This window comes from Serratia sp. C2(1) (assembly GCF_036352655.1).
Lineage (GTDB): Bacteria > Pseudomonadota > Gammaproteobacteria > Enterobacterales > Enterobacteriaceae > Serratia > Serratia inhibens.
Genome location: NZ_JAZFBA010000001.1, coordinates 2,553,816 through 2,571,375 on the forward strand (window position 1 = coordinate 2,553,816; position 17,560 = coordinate 2,571,375).

17 protein-coding genes are annotated in these 17,560 nt (G+C 55.4%); 9 read left to right on the top strand and 8 right to left on the bottom strand.

Annotated elements, in window-relative coordinates; all coding sequences use genetic code 11:
• Positions 1–7: 7 nt before the first annotated feature.
• The 3 genes from V2S86_RS11905 to V2S86_RS11915 all read right to left on the bottom strand — a co-directional run bounded on the left by V2S86_RS11905 (position 8) and on the right by V2S86_RS11915 (position 4,108).
• The gene (locus V2S86_RS11905; protein WP_330762569.1) at positions 8–964 is read right to left on the bottom strand and encodes an isoaspartyl peptidase/L-asparaginase family protein; all 957 of its coding nucleotides are present in this window, start codon (positions 962–964) and stop codon (positions 8–10) included.
• A gap of 415 nt (positions 965–1,379) precedes the next feature.
• Positions 1,380–3,482: a carboxy terminal-processing peptidase gene (locus tag V2S86_RS11910; protein ID WP_330762570.1), complete on the bottom strand. Its 2,103-nt coding sequence runs from the start codon at positions 3,480–3,482 to the stop codon at positions 1,380–1,382.
• 89 nt (positions 3,483–3,571) lie between these two features.
• A complete protein-coding gene (locus V2S86_RS11915) occupies positions 3,572–4,108 on the bottom strand; it encodes a DUF924 family protein (protein ID WP_330762571.1) in 537 nt (178 codons plus the stop codon).
• A 113-nt stretch (positions 4,109–4,221) separates the two neighbouring features.
• Between V2S86_RS11915 and moeA the strand changes: the two genes are divergently transcribed.
• Together moeA and moeB are read left to right on the top strand one after the other, a co-directional pair.
• Positions 4,222–5,460, top strand: coding sequence for a molybdopterin molybdotransferase MoeA (gene moeA / locus V2S86_RS11920; RefSeq protein ID WP_330762572.1), 1,239 nt, complete (start codon positions 4,222–4,224; stop codon positions 5,458–5,460).
• 2 nt (positions 5,461–5,462) lie between these two features.
• A complete protein-coding gene (gene moeB, locus V2S86_RS11925; protein WP_330762573.1) occupies positions 5,463–6,218 on the top strand; it encodes a molybdopterin-synthase adenylyltransferase MoeB in 756 nt (251 codons plus the stop codon).
• Positions 6,219–6,271: 53 nt separating this feature from the next.
• On the opposite strand, the gene V2S86_RS11930 is transcribed toward moeB, so the two are convergent.
• Both V2S86_RS11930 and V2S86_RS11935 read right to left on the bottom strand, forming a co-directional pair.
• Complete coding sequence (locus V2S86_RS11930) at positions 6,272–7,864, bottom strand: ABC-F family ATPase (protein ID WP_330762574.1); 1,593 nt, start codon at positions 7,862–7,864, stop codon at positions 6,272–6,274.
• Positions 7,865–8,048: 184 nt separating this feature from the next.
• Positions 8,049–8,858, bottom strand: a complete 810-nt coding sequence (locus tag V2S86_RS11935; RefSeq protein WP_330762575.1) for an isocitrate lyase/PEP mutase family protein — start codon at positions 8,856–8,858, stop codon at positions 8,049–8,051.
• 91 nt (positions 8,859–8,949) lie between these two features.
• Here V2S86_RS11935 and V2S86_RS11940 point away from each other — a divergent pair, with 91 nt between their 5' ends.
• Together V2S86_RS11940 and V2S86_RS11945 are read left to right on the top strand one after the other, a co-directional pair.
• Positions 8,950–9,870, top strand: a complete 921-nt coding sequence (locus V2S86_RS11940) for a LysR family transcriptional regulator (protein WP_330762576.1) — start codon at positions 8,950–8,952, stop codon at positions 9,868–9,870.
• Positions 9,871–10,235: 365 nt separating this feature from the next.
• On the top strand, positions 10,236–10,667 hold the full coding sequence (locus V2S86_RS11945; protein WP_330762577.1) for a hypothetical protein: 432 nt from the start codon (positions 10,236–10,238) through the stop codon (positions 10,665–10,667).
• A 64-nt stretch (positions 10,668–10,731) separates the two neighbouring features.
• On the opposite strand, the gene V2S86_RS11950 is transcribed toward V2S86_RS11945, so the two are convergent.
• Positions 10,732–11,232 carry an AAA family ATPase gene (locus V2S86_RS11950; protein WP_330762578.1) on the bottom strand — a complete coding sequence of 167 codons (501 nt, stop codon included), beginning with the start codon at positions 11,230–11,232 and terminating at the stop codon, positions 10,732–10,734.
• Positions 11,233–11,428: 196 nt separating this feature from the next.
• Positions 11,429–11,776, bottom strand: a complete 348-nt coding sequence (locus V2S86_RS11955) for an antibiotic biosynthesis monooxygenase family protein (protein ID WP_330762579.1) — start codon at positions 11,774–11,776, stop codon at positions 11,429–11,431.
• Between the two features lie 74 nt (positions 11,777–11,850).
• Here V2S86_RS11955 and V2S86_RS11960 point away from each other — a divergent pair, with 74 nt between their 5' ends.
• The 4 genes from V2S86_RS11960 (at position 11,851) to V2S86_RS11975 (ending at position 15,575) form a co-directional block, all read left to right on the top strand.
• Complete coding sequence (locus tag V2S86_RS11960) at positions 11,851–12,534, top strand: ArsR/SmtB family transcription factor (protein WP_330762580.1); 684 nt, start codon at positions 11,851–11,853, stop codon at positions 12,532–12,534.
• 63 nt (positions 12,535–12,597) lie between these two features.
• Positions 12,598–13,305, top strand: coding sequence for a glutathione S-transferase N-terminal domain-containing protein (locus V2S86_RS11965; protein ID WP_330762581.1), 708 nt, complete (start codon positions 12,598–12,600; stop codon positions 13,303–13,305).
• Between the two features lie 131 nt (positions 13,306–13,436).
• On the top strand, positions 13,437–14,864 hold the full coding sequence (gene phoA / locus V2S86_RS11970; protein ID WP_330762582.1) for an alkaline phosphatase: 1,428 nt from the start codon (positions 13,437–13,439) through the stop codon (positions 14,862–14,864).
• A 150-nt stretch (positions 14,865–15,014) separates the two neighbouring features.
• The gene (locus tag V2S86_RS11975) at positions 15,015–15,575 is read left to right on the top strand and encodes a GNAT family N-acetyltransferase (protein ID WP_330762583.1); all 561 of its coding nucleotides are present in this window, start codon (positions 15,015–15,017) and stop codon (positions 15,573–15,575) included.
• Positions 15,576–15,581: 6 nt separating this feature from the next.
• Here V2S86_RS11975 and V2S86_RS11980 read toward each other — a convergent pair whose 3' ends face one another.
• Entirely contained in the window at positions 15,582–16,205 is a 624-nt protein-coding gene (locus V2S86_RS11980; protein ID WP_330762584.1) for a TetR/AcrR family transcriptional regulator, read from the bottom strand.
• Positions 16,206–16,302: 97 nt separating this feature from the next.
• On the opposite strand from V2S86_RS11980, the gene V2S86_RS11985 reads away from it, so the two are divergent.
• A complete protein-coding gene (locus V2S86_RS11985) occupies positions 16,303–17,142 on the top strand; it encodes an NmrA family NAD(P)-binding protein (protein WP_330762585.1) in 840 nt (279 codons plus the stop codon).
• Positions 17,143–17,560 lie beyond the last annotated feature (418 nt).

Below are 17,560 nucleotides of genomic sequence, written 5' to 3' on the forward strand. Positions count from 1 at the left end.
CGATCGGTTAGCGATAAATCCCTATGGACGGCGCATCGCCGACATAACCAAAGCCGCGGTACATCCCTTCGCTGTTGAAAGGCAGAGCCACGTTGCCGTGGCGATCGATGGCGATCAACCCGCCGCTGCCGCCCATTGCCGGCAGTTTTTCCATCACCACCCGGTCGCTGGCCTGCTGCAGGCTCAGACCGGCGTACTCGAGCAATGCAGAAACGTCATAAGCCGCCACACTGCGCATGAATATTTCGCCGGTGCCGGTGCTGGAGACCGCCACCGTGGCGTTGTTGGCATAGCAGCCGGCGCCGATGATCGGCGTGTCGCCTATCCGGCCGGCCTGCTTATTGGTCATACCACCGGTTGAGGTGGCGGCCGCCAGATTGCCTAATGCATCCAGCGCTACCGCACCGACGGTGCCGAATTTACGATCGGGGTCTATCGGATCGCCGGCCTGCGCCGCGCCGTCGTGATCGAGCAGCACCCGGCCCTGCTCCGCCTGGGCGCGGTGCAGTTGATCAAAGCGTTCCTGGGTAAAGAAGAAATCGGGGGTAACCATTTCCAGGCCATGGGCAGCGGCGAATTTTTCTGCGCCTTCACCGGCGAACAGCACATGCTGGCTGTTTTCCAATACCGCACGGGCGGCCAAAATCGGATTACGGATGCGGCTGACCCCGGCGACGGCACCGGCGTCGCAGGTGCGCCCGTCCATCACGCAGGCATCCAGCTCATGGGTGCCCTGATGGGTAAACACCGAGCCTTTTCCGGCGTTGAAGAGCGGACACTCTTCCAGCAGCCTGACGGCCTCGGTGACCGCATCCAGCGCGCTGCCGCCCTGGGCAAGAATATTCTGACCCGCGGCGACAATGGAGGACAGCGCCTGAACATAAGCTTGTTCTTTTTCAGCACTCAGCGCCGCACGGGTGATTGCGCCCGCGCCACCATGAATGGCAATCACTGGTTTGCTCATTTGCCTGACACCCTGTGTTGAACCCAACGTTGCAGAAAGAATGCGCTGCACGCGGTATATTATTATTCGGTCTTTTTTGACTATATTTAGCCTGATAGAGGAAGTAAAGCATAACGTCGGCGCCCTCGTTTTAGCGTAGCGCGCTTAGACCGTTTCGCACATTTAAATAGCTTAATAGCATAAAAACAGAGAGTTATGCGGTAGTTTCCGCCACGGAAATAATTGCCGGGTTTTTCATTACTTACGCCGCGTGGATATAAAGCGATCGTTCGATGAAATCAATGGGCAGCAACGCGCTCGTACAGCCCAAGGCTCGCTTTAAAATGATGAGAGCGTCAGGCTACAGGATATATAATTTTGGCCATGATGTTACCCGTCTGCCCAGCCGGCAGAATCACGCTGGCTGGGCATTTCATCAACTTCTCAGCGAATCGTTATTATTACCGGCTAATTTCGCCAGATCTGCAGCGATTCTAGTCGCCTCCTTCAGATCGATATCGTTATCCTGGCTATTAATTTCATCCAGTGAGCTGACTGTTTTTTTACCAAGCTGAGACAAGTTTTCATTAATGGCCTTCAATGCCCTCGAGTTTTCATCGTGAGTAAATTTCTCCCGTAACGCATAGTTAAGCGAGAGAGTGCCTTTGTCGTAGGTCTGGCTTGTTTCATTCATTTTTTTCATTATAGAGTTAACGTTAAAATCCTGTTTCTCTCTACTTTTATACAAAGCGCTTAATTGTGATACATAGCTTTTAGAGTGACCAGATTTTCTATATATCGCTGGCGTGATGGAATCCCAGCCTAGGGCATTCTTGCCAAACCGCTCGCCGATATCGTCATCCCCCATCATAAATGGAAACGCCAAATCCGGCGTTACGCCTTTGCGTTGCGTACTGCTGCCGTTAATTCGATAAAACTTCTGGATCGTATAGGTAATCGCCCCTAACCGTGGCCATTCCGGGTGAAGTTTTTTATCAAATATTCGCCCTAATTCGTGATATTGCTGTACGGTCCCTTTACCATAGGTGGTTTCCCCTACGATAATGCCACGATCATAATCTTGCATCGCGGCAGCGAATATTTCTGATGCGGAAGCGCTTAGCCTATTGACCAAAATAACCATTGGAAAATTTTGATATACCTGAGCATTAGTGCTGGATTCTTGCCATATCTTTCCATTGCTGTCGCGTAGTTGTACCACCGCCCCATTAGGAACAAACAGACCGGAAAGCGCTACGGCCTCACTTAACGGCCCTCCGCCATTATTCCGTAAATCAATCATAATACTATCGATTTCCTGTTGCTTAATTTTCGTCAACAGGGTCTGTACATTAGCGGCCAAGCCCGTATAAAAGCCAGGGATAGTCAACAAACCGACTCTCTTCCCATCAACCATTCTTACGCTAAATTTGGCTGCCTGATCCTCTTGGCGCAATCGTGCGCGAACCAACGTTATAGTATAAGCACCCACGCCACTTTTCGGGAGTACCTTCAACCGAACCTTGCTTCCAACCGTCCCTTTAATTAATGATGTAACATCATTAAGGTTCAACCCTGTAATATCGGATATTGAGTCATTTCCATCACCCACGCCGATAATACGATCACCAACATGCAGTTTATGCGTTTTCGCCGCAGGACCGCCGGGTATTATTGAACCGACCACCACATCGCTGTCTTTAACCAGCTTAAGTCCAATGCCAATACCTTCCAGCGATAAACTGATGTCATCGTTAAAGCTGTCTGCGTGATTGCTCGATAAGTAAGTCGTATGCGGGTCGATCTCACGACAGAATGCATTCATAAATAATTCGAAAACATCCTCACTACTCTCCTGTTTTAAGCGCTTTATAGCGAACTGATAACGATTGGTGAGTATGGATTGCATCTCTGGCCAGCTTTTACCAAGCAGTTTAAGATTCAGTTCATCAGATTTCACCTTCAAAAACCATAGCTGATTGATTTCCGACAAATTACTTGGCCAAGGAGACTGACTTCGGTCAATATCAATCCGATCGCTATTATCAAAGTTCAATGGTTTTTCCAAAAGATTAAGCGCATATTGATACTGTGTTTCCCTGCGCTGCAGCCAATGATTAAATATCAGATAAGCCGTATCCAAGCGCCCGGAACTCAGTTCACCAGCCACATTAAATTGGCGCTGTGAAAACAATGCAATATCTTCACCAGTGAACGTATCGCGATTCTCGTCGAGCATGTTTATATAGGCATTGAATATATTTTTGGAGAAGCTATCATCCAGCACAAAATGTTTATAGTGCGATTGCATGAGTTTTTCCGTTATCCTCTTCCCGGCCACAATTTGCTGCGGCTCTTGAGATAATGCGGAGGAGCTTTGAATACCATTGCCCATTTCTGCCGCCGCAAAATTAATGCTGACCGAAAAAAGCAAAAAAATTACCTTTAATCCATTATATCTATCCATAGCGGTTCCCTTAAAATAATCCAAAGGTACATTTACATTACACCGATAAAAAATCAAATCAAACCATTCCACCTGACATCTCTCCTGCCCTCGACATCACGTCCCTGACAGGCGCCCCCTGCCAGTTGGTTTTTCGTCGGCGGAGCGCAGAGGATAAAGATTTAGAACCCCGAGCCTGGCTGCTGCAAGAATTCTTCTTCTTCCGGCGTAGACATCCGGCCTAATATCGCATTACGGTGCGGATAACGACCGAAACGATCAATGATCGCCTTATGCCGTAATTCAAACTCCAACTGTTCGCCGTTATTCAGTTCGGTATACAGCGCCAGCGCCTGCCGATGAATCACTGCCGATTCCGAATGCATAAAGGGTAAATAGAGAAAACCGCGTTGTTCGCGGCTGAGCTGTTCGCATTGCCCGGAGCGGATCGCCTCTTGCGCCAGCACCAGTGCCATACAGTCGCTGGAAAATGCACGGGGCGTACCCCGATACAGATTACGGCTGAACTGATCGAGCACGATCACCTCCGCCAACCGTCCTTCAATAGTGTCGCGCCAATGCGCCAACTCCCCCGCTGCCGCCGCGTGCCACAGTTCGCCAAAACGCACCTGCAACCGGCTGTCGAAATCATCGTCTTTCTTGAACCACATCACCGGATCGATTTCCTCGAACCAGAAGTCTATGATCTGTTTATGCATAACGTTTCTCCCTTGTTTTACTCAGTGTAGCCCGTTCTACCCTCCGACGTTATCTGCCATAATACCTCCACATTGCCGCTATTTTTCGCGCACCCCGAATACGGAGTTCCTTTATGGATCATTGCCATACTTCCGGTCTCATCTCCCTTGAGCAGGCCCTGGAGAAGATGCTCAGCCAACTCTCTCCCCTGCAGCAGACCGAATCCATCCCCCTGAACGCCGCCGCCGGCCGCATTACCGCCGCGCCGGTGATTTCACCGATCGACGTGCCGCCATTCGCCAATTCGGCCATGGACGGTTATGCAGTGCGTATCGCAGACCTGCATGCCAACGCCCCGCTACCGGTCGCAGGCAAAGCCTTTGCCGGTGTGCCGTTCAACGGTGACTGGCCGGCCGGCACCTGTGTACGCATCATGACCGGTGCACCGATCCCAACCGGCGCCGAAGCGGTGATAATGCAAGAGCAAGCCGAGGTGAGCGATGCCGGCGTTCGCTTCAATGCCGTAGTGCACGCCGGGCAAAATATCCGGTTGGCGGGAGAAGACATCCAACAGGGCGCCAGCGTGTTGCCCGCCGGCGTCAAATTGGGCGCTGCGCAGTTGCCGCTGCTGGCCTCGCTCGGCGTCGCCGAGGTGCTGGTGATCCGCAAGTTGAAGGTCGCGGTGTTCTCCACCGGAGACGAATTGCAGCCGGTAGGCCAGCCGCTAGAGGCCGGGCAAATTTATGATACCAACCGCTTTGCGGTACGCCTGATGCTCGAACAATTGGGTTGCGAGACGCTCGACCTGGGCATTATCCGTGATGACCAGAACGCGCTGCGCGCCGCCTTCGAGCAGGCGGACAGCCAGGCTGACGTTGTGATCAGCAGCGGCGGCGTGTCGGTGGGTGAAGCCGACTACACCAAACAAATGCTCGATGAATTGGGCGAGGTCAGTTTCTGGAAACTGGCGATCAAACCCGGCAAACCCTTTGCGTTTGGCAAGCTGAAGCACGCCTGGTTCTGCGGCCTCCCGGGCAACCCGGTTTCCGCTGCCCTGACCTTCTACCAATTGGTGCAGCCGCTGCTGGCAAAACTGGCCGGCCACAGCGAGTGGCACCTGCCACCGCGCCTGCGCGCACGCGCACTGACGCCGCTGAAGAAGGCGCCGGGTCGCCTGGATTTCCAGCGCGGCGTGTTCGGCAGCAATGCCCAGGGCGAGTTGGAAGTGAGCACCACCGGCCATCAGGGCTCGCACGTATTCAGTTCGTTCAGCCAGGGTAACTGTTTCATCGTGCTGGAGCGCGAACGCGGTTCCGTGGCGGTTGGCGACATGGTGGAAATCGAGCCATTCAACAACCTGCTGAGGAGCTGAACATGCTGCCGGAATTAACCGACGCCGAAACACTGCGCTATAACCGCCAGATTATCCTGCGCGGCTTTGACTTCGACGGCCAGGAAAAACTGAAGGCCGCTCGAGTGCTGATTGTCGGCCTCGGCGGGCTGGGTTGCGCTGCTGCGCCTTACCTGGCTGCCGCAGGCGTCGGCCATTTGACGCTGGTTGATTTCGACACCGTCGCCCTCTCCAACCTGCAACGCCAGATCCTGCATCGCGATGCACGCCTTGGCATGACAAAGGTCGAATCGGCTCGCCTCGAGCTGAGCGCCATCAATCCGCATATCCGTATTGATACCGTAGACGGGCAGTTGAACGACGAACAGATGGCGGCGCACATTGCCGCCTGCGATCTGGTGCTGGACTGCACCGACAACGTAGCGACACGCGATCTGCTCAACCGCCAGTGCCATGCGCAACGCAAACCGCTGGTTTCCGGCGCGGCGATCCGCATGGAGGGGCAGCTCAGCGTATTCACCTACCAGCCGGACGAGCCCTGCTACCGCTGCCTGAGCCGGTTATTCGGCGAGAACGCCCTGACCTGCGTCGAGGCTGGGGTTATGGCACCGCTGGTGGGCACTATCGGCACGCTACAAGCTCTGGAAGCGATTAAGCTATTGGCACAATACGGCCAGCCCCTTACCGGAAAACTGCTGATGTTCGACGCCATGACGATGCAGTTCCGCGAGATGAAATTGCCGAAGAACCCGCAGTGCGAGGTGTGCGGCGGGGATTAACGGATAAAAAAAAGGGCGGGATAATTCCCGCCCTTCTTATTTTATCGCGTGGCTTAAACGATACCCTGGCTACGCAGATAGTCTTCGTAGTTGCCGGTAAAGTCGATAACCTTGGTCGGCGTCATTTCCAGCACACGCGTCGCCAGCGAGCTGACGAACTCACGGTCGTGGGAGACGAAGATCAACGTACCTTCGTACATTTCCAGCGCCATGTTCAGCGATTCGATGGATTCCATATCCAGGTGGTTGGTTGGTTCATCCATAACCAGGATATTAGGGCGCTGCATCATCAGCTTGCCAAACAACATACGGCCCTTTTCACCACCGGACAGCACCTTAACTTTCTTCTTGATGTCATCCTGGCTGAACAGCAAACGGCCCAGCACGCTGCGCACCGCTTGCTCGTCGTCTTTTTCCTGCTTCCACTGGCTCATCCAGTCGAATACCGTCAGGGTGTCATCGAACTCGTATTCGTGATCCTGAGCGTAGTAGCCGATCTTGGCGTTTTCGGACCACTTCACGCTGCCGCTGTCCGGCAGGGCGTCGCCCACCAGCGTTTTCAGCAGGGTAGATTTACCGATACCGTTCGGGCCCAGCACCGCCACTTTCTCACCGACTTCAACCATCAGGTTGAACTTGCTGAACAGCGGGCCGTTATCGAAGCCTTTGGTCAGCGCTTCCACTTCCAGCGCGTTACGGAACAGTTTCTTGTCCTGATCAAAACGGATGAACGGGTTCTGACGGCTTGAGGCCTTCACTTCCTCCAGCTGGATCTTGTCGATCTGGCGGGCGCGAGACGTCGCCTGCTTGGATTTGGAGGCGTTGGCGCTGAAGCGGCTCACGAACGACTGCAGTTCGCTAATCTGTGCCTTCTTCTTGGCATTGTCCGCGACCAGACGCTCGCGCGCCTGAGTGGCCGCAGTCATGTATTCGTCGTAGTTACCCGGATAAACGCGCAGTTCGCCGTAGTCCAGATCCGCCATGTGAGTGCAGACCATGTTCAGGAAGTGACGGTCGTGCGAAATGATGACCATGGTGCTGTTACGATCGTTCAGCACCTGCTCCAGCCAGCGAATGGTATCGATGTCCAGGTTGTTCGTCGGTTCGTCGAGCAGCAGGATTTCCGGATCGGAGAACAGCGCCTGCGCCAGCAATACGCGCAGTTTGAAGCCCGGCGCGATCTCGCTCATCGGGCCGTAATGTTGTTCAACCGGGATGCCTACGCCAAGCAGCAGTTCGCCGGCGCGCGCTTCGGCGGTGTAACCGTCCATCTCACCGTAAGCGACTTCCAAATCGGCCACTTTATAGCCGTCTTCTTCGCTCATTTCGGCCAGACCGTAAATGCGGTCACGCTCTTCCTTCACCGCCCACAGTTCGTTGTGGCCCATGATGACGGTGTCCAGCACACTGTATTGCTCGAAAGCGAACTGATCCTGACGCAGTTTACCCAGGCGTTCGTTCGGATCGAGGAACACGTTGCCGCCGCTCGGCACCAGATCGCCGCCCAGAATTTTCATAAAGGTGGATTTGCCGCAGCCGTTAGCCCCGATCAAACCGTAGCGGTTACCGCCGCCAAACTTGACGGAGATGTTTTCAAACAACGGCTTACTGCCAAACTGCATAGTGATGTTGTTAGTGCTTAACACAGCGCTCGCTCTTCATATCATTGGGAATGTGATTTGGCGCGCATTATGCCATAACGGGGATAAGAGATCGCGGGAAGTTTAGGTGACAATTTGAGCAAAGGTGCGGCGATTGGCCAGGTAAGGAAACCGCCCCGCTCCCCGAACATGCCGAATGCGATAATCCCCCATCCGGCACGCTGACTCGTTAATCGGGAAAATAACCGTTGATGTGCGAGTAAGGCGCTGCATCGCCGAACAGCGGTTCGGAACTGCCATCGGCCAGAAAACCTGCCGCCAATCTGGCGGTGTGCGTCCACAGGCTTTGCGGGATCCATGAGCCGACGCTCACCCGGCGTACGCCAAGCGCGGCGAGTTGCTCCGCCGGCAAAAGACCAGGCCAGGCGATCACATTAAGCAGCAGATCGGTTTGGCCGGCAATTTCGCGGATCTCTTCCGGGTCCGTCACGCCCAAAACAAACAATCCATCCGCCCCTGCCTCGTGGTAACTCTTGGCGCGCCTCAGTGTTTCACTGACCCGTATGGCGGCAGGGACCAGGCTGCGCGCATAAACGTCCGTACGCGCATTGATATAAAGTTTAACTCCCATGCGCTCCGCGACATTGCGCGCCTGGGTGATTTTCTCGCACAGCGCCTGCGGTGAATCCGCCCCATCCTGAATATTGATGCCCACCGCACCGGCGTCAATAAAGCGCGCCACCCGGCTTTCCAGGCTGCCTTCCTCATCCGGGTAGCCACTTTCGATATCCACGCTGAGCGGCACTTTAATGACGCGTGCGATCGCCGCAATGCTCGCCAGGTGCGGGGCGAACGGCAACCTGTCGCCATCGCGATAGCCCAGCGACCATGCGACACCGGCGCTGGTAGTGGCTATCGCTGCGGCGCCTAGGCTTTCAATCAACAATGCGCTGCCGGCGTCCCAGGCATTGGGCAGACGTAATGGGTGTGGTTGACGGTGCAGATTGGCAAAAACGGCGGCGTTATTGTGAGTGTCCATAAGGTTCTCCCGATAAAAAACGCATTCTAACCATCATCAATCTGGATGATAATAGCCGTAAATTTCAGACATTCATTCCCTGGGAGAACGAATGGAAGAACCTTCCCTGCAACTGGTAAAAGCCTTTGTCGCCGTGGCGGAACATCAGAGCTTCGCCAGAGCGGCGCAAACGCTGAATATGACGCCTTCCGCCGTCAGTCGCCTGGTCAAAAAGCTTGAGCAACAGGTTGATATGTTGCTTATCAATCGCACAACCCGGGCAATGTCGCTGACCGAAGCCGGCCAGCGCTACTTCACAGACTGCAGCGCCGCGCTGGAACAATTGAGAATGGCCTACGAGCGAATGCGCGATGAGCAAAGCCAGCCGCGGGGAACGCTGCGTGTCAGCACCTCGCTGTCGTTTGGCCGCCTGCATGTTGCGCCACATCTGGCGGCTTTTATGGCGCAGTTTCCCCAACTGCGAATAGACCTGTTGATGACCGATCGTTATGTCGACATTGTTGCGGAGCGCGTGGCGGTAGCCATCCGCATTGGCCGGCTACCGGATTCAAGCCTGGTGGCGCGCAAGCTGCTCAATAACCGGCGGATCCTGGTCGCCTCACCTAATTATCTGCAACAGCACGGCACACCGACGACGCTTGAGGAACTGCGGCAGCATCAGTGCCTGGTCTCGACGGCAAACCACGACGGCGAGAACTGGCGCCTGTTCGGGCCCACGGGGGAGACGGTGTTTCAGCCCAAGGGCCGAATGCGAGCGGATAATGGCGATGCGGTCAAACAATTTTGTATCGACGGCCAGGGCATCGCATTTCATTCTGCCGTGACGATGGCCGAATCGATACGTTTGGGGGAATTGGTGCAACTGCTGCCGCAATGGACTGGGAGAGAAACCGGGGTTTATTGCGTTTACCCGCCGGGGCCGGTGGGGCCTGCGGTGCGGGCATTAGTCGATTTCCTGGCCCTGAGATGGCGGCAGGAACCTTGCCTGCAAATGCACAAAACAGAAGTTTAAGAAAAAATACCGGGGCTTAGCCATTAACTTCCATAGCCCCGCATTTTGCACTACTGGCGCAAAGTCTGTGCCGGCATCAGGGCATAGCGAGCCTTGTTCAAGACACTTTCATATCCTGGATTGTTTGTATTTCCTCCTGAGTTCAAGAAAACACAATTGTATTCACCACAACGATTATCACCGTAAATTAAACTCATATAAGCTGTTAATAAATCAAGGATGGGCCTCACAGATTCATCATCTAATGAGACAAAGAGCAAACTAATGGCACCGGCATGCTGACTATCAGCCTGATTGCCACCAGGGTGTTCAGGAAAAGGTACAAAAACTGACGCAATAGTTCTGTCCCAGGAGCGAAAAGAAGTATGGATACCCCTTATAATTTGGCGTTACTGACGGGCGCAGGACTGAGCGCCATGGCGGCCCTGGTGCATCTTTGGGTGATCAAGGCGGGGCCGCGCGGATATCGCCTGTGCGGCGCCGGCGATCGTTTTATCCGCGCCGCCGAAGCCGGCAAGACATTTCCGGCCATCGCGACCGCGGGTATCGCCCTGGTGCTGTTTATCTGGGCGCTGTACGCTTTGGCCGGCGCCGGCATTATTGCGCCGCTACCATTGCTGCGCCCCGCACTGTGCTTCATCACCTTTATCTATTTGTTGCGTGGTATCGCCGGCCCCGTTGCGTTGCGCAATACCGGCCGTAGTCACAGCTTCATCGTCATAAGCTCATTGATATGTCTCTGCATAGGTCTGGTTCATCTGCTGGGGCTTATACAGCGTTGGAATGTGCTGGCATAGGTTTCCGGATAACACCAGCTCTGCAACGCAGAGCGAGGTCGCTGTCTATACCGCATGCGCTGATTCAGGCATGCTCGCCGTATCTGACAACACTCAAGCGTTCGTCCTCAGAAGGGGGAACAAAGTAGTGAGTAAGCAGATCGAAAGCCTCTTCGCTCAGCACGAAAGGATGATCGCCCTGTTCATTTCTCAGTTTGATCCGGCTTTTGCATTGCGTATCGCTGACGTCCAGAAAATGCAGACAATGGCTAACGCCGGCGGCGTCCGCCAGTTGTCTGGCCCAAAGACGACGATCCGGCGTGTTCATCGGAAAATCGAGCACCACCGACAGCCCATGACGCAGCAGTTGTACAACATGTTCGCTCAATGCCTGCCGTAGCCGGGCCGAATAGCGGACGTAATCCTGCAATCCGGCCATCTGTTGTTCATACAGCGTCGCCAGCCAGCTGTCTTCAACAATCAATAGCGTTTGTGGCTGCTGCGACAAGTGGTTTGCCAACGTCGACTTGCCTGAACCGGCTTTGCCGCACATCAGATGTAAAACAGCCTGGGGGTGATTTTCCATGACGTCCTCCTGGGTGATGGCCAGCAGGAGGAGAGATTGCCCCGCCTTACTGGCGGGTTTTGGCTTGAAAGAGACGCGCTATCCCACCACTCTGAGAATGGTGATAATAATCTGCGCGAATACAAATCGGTTTTTGTTCATCCACTATCAATAGAATAAAGCCGGGAGTGCTGTCAACAGCAAAACCAGCCTTGCATTAACCTGCGTGATAGCCGCAGCTGTCCTGCGGCGCTTGATCCCGCTGATCCAAACCATAGTCGCGCATCACCTCAGCCACCCGCAGGCGATACTGCGCCAGCACATCATGGCGGCCACGTGCCTGCGCAGCCCGGTGTTGCTCGATATTGCGCCACTGTTTTACCGCCTCTTCGTCCCGCCAAAAGGACAGCGACAGCAACCGCTGCGGATCGGCCAGGCTTTGAAAGCGCTCGATGGAGATAAATCCGTCAATCTCCGCCAACAGCGGCTTTAGCTCTGCCGCCAGTTGAAGGTAGGTTTCACGCTGCCCGTCGGCGGCCTGCAATTCAAAAATAACGGCAATCATAGAGAGCTCCTGTCAGGAAGAATAACCCTATCCTAAGGCTAGACCTACAGCCATACTTCGCCTAATCTCGAAGTATGAATGACATCGATATCGAAGATCGTCTGGCAGCTCTGACTGCCGCTATCGCCGACCGTACCCGTGCGCGCATGTTGTGCCTGCTGATGGACGGGCGCGCCTATACCGCCACCGAGCTCAGCGCCGCCGTGGACGTCGCCGCCTCTACCGCCAGCGGGCATTTGGCGCGCTTGCAGGAACAGAGGTTGATCGCCTGCGTCAAACAGGGGCGCTATCGCTATTTCCGCCTGGCGGGGCAACCGGTGGCCGATGTGCTGGAAACGCTGATGGCGCTGGCCGGCGTCGAACGGCCGGCGGTGAAAAGCACGACTCCCACCTCGCTGCAATTCGCCCGCACCTGCTACGATCATATGGCCGGTGAAGTGGCGGTAAAACTGCATGACCGTTTGCATCGGTTGGCCTGGCTGGTGGGCGAGGAAGACTACCGGCTGAGCGAGGCGGGGCAGGCTGCCCTGACGCGGTTGGGCGTCGACTGCACGCCTGCGCCTTCGCGGCGGCGCTTCGCCTGCGGCTGTCTGGACTGGAGCGAACGCAAGGCTCACCTCGGTGGCGCACTTGGCGCAGCGATGCTTGACGCTTTTCTCGAGCGTGGCTGGATAAGGCGCCGGCTCGATAGCCGCGAGCTGCAACTCACCACCGCCGGCAAGAATGCTCTGAAAGCACATTTTGACCTCACGCTTTAGCCCCGCAACGCGTTAGCGTTGGTGCAATACTCAATAGGCAAACCGTCAACCCGAGGACTCCTCATGCTCGATCAAACACAATTCCCCATCACCAAACTGTGGCCGGCGCAGCATCCGGAACGCCTGCAGCTTTACTCCTTGCCGACGCCTAACGGCGTAAAAGTCTCCATAATGCTGGAGGAAATCGGCCTGCCGTATGAAGCGCATCTGATCGATATCGGCAAAAATGAAACCTGGACGCCGGAATTTCTGTCGCTGAACCCGAACGGTAAAATCCCATCGATTATCGATCCCGATGGCCCAGGCGGTAAGCCGCTGCCGCTGTTTGAATCCGGTGCCATCCTGCTGTATCTGGCAGAGAAAAGCGGTCAATTCCTGCCGCAGGATCCCGCGCAGCGTTACGAAACCATCCAATGGGTATTTTTCCAGATGGCCGCGGTCGGCCCGATGTTCGGCCAGCTCGGCTTCTTCCACCGCTTCGCCGGGCGCGAATACGAAGATAAACGCCCGCTGGAGCGTTATAAAAATGAATCCAAACGCCTGCTCGGCGTGCTGGAAAGCCGCCTCGAAGGCCGTGACTGGATCATGGGCGAGGATTACACCATCGCCGATATTTCACTGCTGGGCTGGGTGCGCAACCTGATCGGCTTCTACGAGGCGCGCGAGCTGGTGGAATTCGACAGTTTCCCACGGGTGGGGCAATGGCTGGAGCGCGGTTTGGCACGCCCGGCAGTCCAACGCGGCCTGAATATTCCCGCCCGCAGCGAATAATTTATTGCCTGGGATAGCCGCCGGCTATCCCATTTCAGCCCCCCGTCTCGTCATAAAAGTGTCACACCTCTGCACTACTCTCCCTGCCTAACAAATTGATATATTTTGAATTATGACAAGGAGCTTTCCCCATGCAGCAATCCCTTTCCCTGATCGCCGGTGCCGTGTTATCCGCCCTGCTTTGTTCTGCCGCCTTCGCCGATGAAACACCGGCCAATACCGCGGGTCTTTCCGAGCGCGCGGCGCGCGGCAACATCGTGGAGCCGGGCGGCGCACGCCGCCTGAGCGGCGATCAAACCGCCGCGCTGAAAGCCTCGCTGTCAGACAAAACGGTTAAAAACGTGATTTTATTGATCGGCGACGGCATGGGCGATTCTGAAATCACCTCGGCGCGCAACTACGCAGAAGGCGCGGGCGGCTATTTTAAAGGCATTGATGCCCTGCCGTTGACCGGCCAATACACCCATTACTCGCTGGACAAGAAAACCCACAAACCGGATTACGTGACAGACTCTGCCGCCTCGGCGACCGCATGGTCCACCGGCGTAAAAACCTATAACGGCGCGCTGGGAGTTGACGTCAACGGCAAGGATCAGCCGACGCTGCTGGAGATCGCCAAGGCGGCGGGCAAAGCCACCGGTAACGTCTCCACCGCCGAGTTGCAGGACGCCACACCGGCCGCGCAGGTCTCGCATGTCACCTCACGCAAATGTTACGGCCCGGAAGAAACCAGCGAAAAATGCGCCACCAACGCGCTGGAGAATGGCGGCCGCGGCTCGATCACCGAGCAATTGCTCAAAACCCGCGCCGACGTCTCGCTGGGCGGTGGAGCGAAATCCTTTAATCAGCTGGCGAAAAGCGGCGAATGGCAGGGAAAATCATTGAAAGACCAGGCAACTGCGCTGGGTTATCAGTGGGTGGAAAACCTCGACGGCCTGAATGCCGTCAGCGTAGCCAATCAGCAAAAACCGCTGCTGGGGTTGTTTGCCGCCGGCAATATGCCGGTGCGCTGGCAGGGCCCGAAAGCCTCGCATCACGGTAATATCGACCAACCGGCGGTCACCTGCGAGAACAACCCGGCACGTACTGCCGATATCCCAACGCTGGCGGCAATGACCGAAAAAGCGATAGACCTGCTGAAAAACCAGCAGAACGGTTTCTTCCTGCAGGTGGAAGGCGCCTCGATCGACAAGCAGGACCATGAAGCCAACCCTTGCGGCCAGTTCGGCGAAACGGTCGATCTGGATGAAGCGGTACAAAAAGCGCTGGCCTTTGCCCGCGCCGACGGCAACACGCTGGTGATTGTCACCGCCGACCACGCCCATTCCAGTCAGATTATTGCCGTCGATGCCAAGGCTCCAGGCCTGACGCAAACGCTGACCACCAAAGATGGCGCGCCAATGACCATCAGCTACGGTAACTCGGAGGAAGGCTCTCAGGGACACACCGGCACTCAGTTGCGCGTTGCCGCCTACGGCCCTCATGCCGCAAACGTCGTGGGCCTGACCGATCAGACCGACCTGTTCTACACCATGCGTGACGCTATGGCGATCAAGTAAGTTGGTTGCCAGGTAGCTAGCGCTACCCCTTCTCCTCCGGAATATCAGGGGGAGAAGCGGCTTTAACAGGTTAAAAATGATCGATTAACGGCTATATTCACCCTCACGTCTTCACTTCGCGCCCAAGCGCCCAGATGAAAGGATGAACCCTTGCAGTTGATTAGCCTGCCATTGACTACCGAACGCCTGCGGCTACGCCGCTTTACCCCTGTCGATCTCAACGCCTACGCGGCTTATCACCGTCTGCCGGCGGTTTATCGTTATCTGTACGCCCCCACGCCGAACGACGCGCAGTTGGAAGAACAGCTTTCCCAGGCGGTGGCTTCGCGTTTCAGTGAGGATGGCGATATCTTTTATTGTGCGGTCACCCTGCAAGACAGCGGGGAATTGATCGGTGAAGTGCTGCTGAAACTGGCCAACCGCGAGGCATTGCAAGCAGAGATCGGCTATATCTTCAACCCGGCCTACGCCGGTAAAGGCTACGCCGCAGAAGCGGTGCGCGCGGTGCTGGAGCGTGGCTTCAGCGAAGTGGGCTGCCACCGCATCTTTGCCCGGCTCGACGCCGCCAACCGGGGCTCGATCGGCGTGGTCGAGCGGCTGGGCATGCGCAAAGAGGCGCACCTGCGGCAAAACGATCGTTTCAACGGCGAGTGGGGCGACGAGTTTATTTACGCCTTGTTGAACGAAGAGTGGCAGCGCAGGCTGCCATAACGCGTTCTAGGCATCTGCCAGCACCTTCGCCGCCATTTGCTTATAACTCTCCACCAGTTCGCGGCCCTCATCGGGGCCGGTACTGACCGCCAGGCGCATCGTCGCCTCTCCCAGATGCATCAGCAGAAAAGCGGCATTTTCAACGGCAACGGGATCCGCCTGTGGCCGCAAACGCCGTATCGCCGCCGCCAGCAACGCACCGTTCAGCCGGCTTTCCGCCACCTCTTCCTCGCGCAGGGTTTTGCTGGCCTGCGTCGCCGCCCAGATATCCCGCATGACGGGCTCGGCCATAAACAAGGCATAATATTCGTCAATCAGGCAACCAAAAGCGTCGATCAGTTGCGGAAAATCCTGCACCTGAGTTAAACACTGCTCAATGCATTCGCGCGCTTCCTGGTTATAACGCTGCGCCAACACGCGCACGATCGCGGTCTTATCCGGAAAGTACTGATACAGCGCCCCAATGGAAATACCGGCATTTTGCGCCACTTCGCTCATGCGCATCGCATCGCTGCCCTGCTGGGCTATCAGTGCGGTGGCGCAGCCCAGGATCAGCTCCACCTTCTCGCGGCTCCGCGTCTGGCTGGGTTTCCGCCGCAACGCGGGCGGATTTTTTTGCTTGTCATTCATCAGCATCGTCCTTTGAACCAAAAACTGCCTTGACAATAATACGAGGGTTTATCATATTTACAAAACATGAGTAACACTCACATTTTGGAGATGAACGATGGATAACAGCGACAAGACCTCACCGATACTGGTTTTAGGCGCCACCGGTAAAACCGGCAGCCGTGTAGCAGCGCGTTTGCAACAACAAGGCGTGGCAATACGGGCCGGCCATCGTGGCGCAGCCATTCCTTTTGACTGGGAGGACAGCGGCAGTTGGCAAGCGGCCTTACAGGATGTGAAAAAGCTGTATCTCAGCTTCCAGCCCGATCTGGCCGTGCCGGGTGCCATCGACACCGTTGAACGTTTTTGCCGACAGGCGGTAACGGGCGGCGTGCAAAAGATCGTGTTGCTCAGCGGGCGCGGAGAAGACGAAGCCCGGCAGGCAGAGGAAGTGGTCGAGCGCAGCGGCGCGGACTGGACGATATTGCGCGCCAGCTGGTTTATGCAAAACTTCAGCGAAAGCTTTATTCTCGATGAGCTGCTGAACGGTACGGTTTATTTGCCGCCGGGCGAAATTCCAGAACCCTTTATTGATGCCGACGATATCGCCGACGCCGCAGTCGCCGCTCTCACTCAGCCCGGCCACAGCAATACAGTGTATGAGTTAACCGGCCCGCGACTGATGACGTTTGAACAAGCCATTAACGAGATTGCCGCCGCCAGCGGACGCGAGATTCACTACCGGCAGGTGCCGATAGCCGATTACGTCGGTTATCTGCGCGAAGCGCAATTGCCGGAGGAGATGGTCAGTTTGCTGGAGTATTTATTCAGTACGGTGCTGGACGGGCGCAATGCGTCACTGACCGACGGCGTTCAACGCAGCCTTGGGCGCCCGGCGCGTGATTTCAGCACCTATGCCGTCGACACGGCAACCCGCGGTATTTGGCAACCGCGCTAATCGGATTCTGGTCGCCTCACGGCGGCCATTTTCTTTTTGTTACCGGCTAGTCTTTGCAATTGATCGTTAAATATTGTGTGATAAGGCAATATCGTTTAAATCGGCGGCAATTAAACCCTGCTAATTTAGCGGTTATATTTAGCCCGCAATAATAAATGAATTATTCCTGCCTATATTCCTCTTTTTTTAGTTACAAAAGTAGTTTTTAACATTCTCGCAAACAATAATATCCCCTCAGTAACCTGAGTTGAACAATCCGCCTCCAGATGGCTTGTAATAATCCACTTTTCGTTAAAGAAAACTATTAACAAAAAGACATTATCACTGCAATTCGGCTGATGCCGAGCGGTCTGTTTTGACTTATTTCCAGGGTAACTCCCGATAAATTCTTTCACCTGCAATGAGTAGAATTTACACA